The following is a 1187-nucleotide window of genomic DNA, read 5'->3' as shown; positions in this document are numbered from 1 at the left end:
CATGGCTAAGGAAAAATTCGAACGTAGCAAGCCGCACGTAAACGTTGGCACCATTGGTCACGTTGACCATGGTAAGACCACGCTGACCGCAGCGCTGACCACCATTTTGGCCGAGAAATTTGGCGGACAGGCTAAAGCCTACGACCAGATTGACAACGCCCCGGAAGAAAAAGCCCGCGGCATCACCATCAACACCGCCCACGTAGAATACGAAACCGAGACCCGGCACTACGCTCACGTAGACTGCCCCGGACACGCCGACTACGTGAAAAACATGATTACCGGTGCCGCCCAGATGGACGGTGCCATCCTCGTTGTATCCGCCGCCGACGGCCCCATGCCCCAGACCCGCGAACACATCCTGCTCGCCCGTCAGGTAGGCGTACCCTACATCCTCGTATTCATGAACAAATGCGACATGGTAGATGACGCCGAGCTGCTCGAACTCGTAGAAATGGAAATCCGCGACCTGCTCTCCAGCTACGACTTCCCCGGCGATGACTGCCCCATCATACAAGGTTCCGCCCTCAAAGCCCTCGAAGGCGATGCCGGCTACAAAGAAAAAATCTTCGAACTGGCCGCCGCCCTCGACAGTTACATCCCCACCCCCGAGCGCGCCATTGACAAACCCTTCCTGCTGCCGATTGAAGACGTATTCTCCATCTCCGGCCGTGGCACCGTGGTAACCGGCCGTGTAGAACGCGGCGTCATCCACGTTGGCGACGAAATCGAAATCGTCGGTTTGAAACCCACCCAGAAAACTACCTGCACCGGCGTCGAAATGTTCCGCAAACTGCTCGATGAAGGCCAGGCAGGCGACAACGTAGGCGTACTGCTGCGCGGCACCAAACGCGAAGAAGTAGAGCGCGGCCAAGTATTGGCCAAACCCGGCAGCATCACCCCGCACACCAAGTTCAAAGCCGAAGTGTATGTATTGAGCAAAGAAGAAGGCGGCCGTCACACACCGTTCTTTGCTAACTACCGCCCGCAGTTCTACTTCCGCACCACCGACGTAACTGGTGCCGTAGAGCTCGAACCCGGCGTAGAGATGGTAATGCCTGGTGAGAACGTAACCATTACCGTAGAACTGATTGCCCCGATTGCGATGGAAGAAGGTCTGCGCTTTGCGATTCGCGAAGGTGGCCGTACGGTAGGTGCCGGTGTGGTTGCTTCTGTGATTGCTTAAG

The 1187-nt window shown here is 57.0% G+C and carries 1 protein-coding gene; it reads left to right on the top strand.

Going from position 1 to position 1187, the window contains the following annotated elements; genetic code table 11:
- The first annotated feature begins 1 nt into the window (after nt 1).
- On the top strand, nt 2-1186 hold the full coding sequence (gene tuf, locus A7P95_RS00015) for an elongation factor Tu (RefSeq protein ID WP_067589334.1): 1185 nt from the start codon (nt 2-4) through the stop codon (nt 1184-1186).
- Nucleotide 1187: the final 1 nt, after the last annotated feature.

Origin of the sequence: Eikenella longinqua, from assembly GCF_001648355.1 — a bacterium.
GTDB classification, from domain to species: Bacteria; Pseudomonadota; Gammaproteobacteria; order Burkholderiales; family Neisseriaceae; genus Eikenella; species Eikenella longinqua.
The sequence above is the reverse complement of the archived record's forward strand: the minus strand, read 5'-3'. Positions and strand labels throughout refer to the sequence as shown.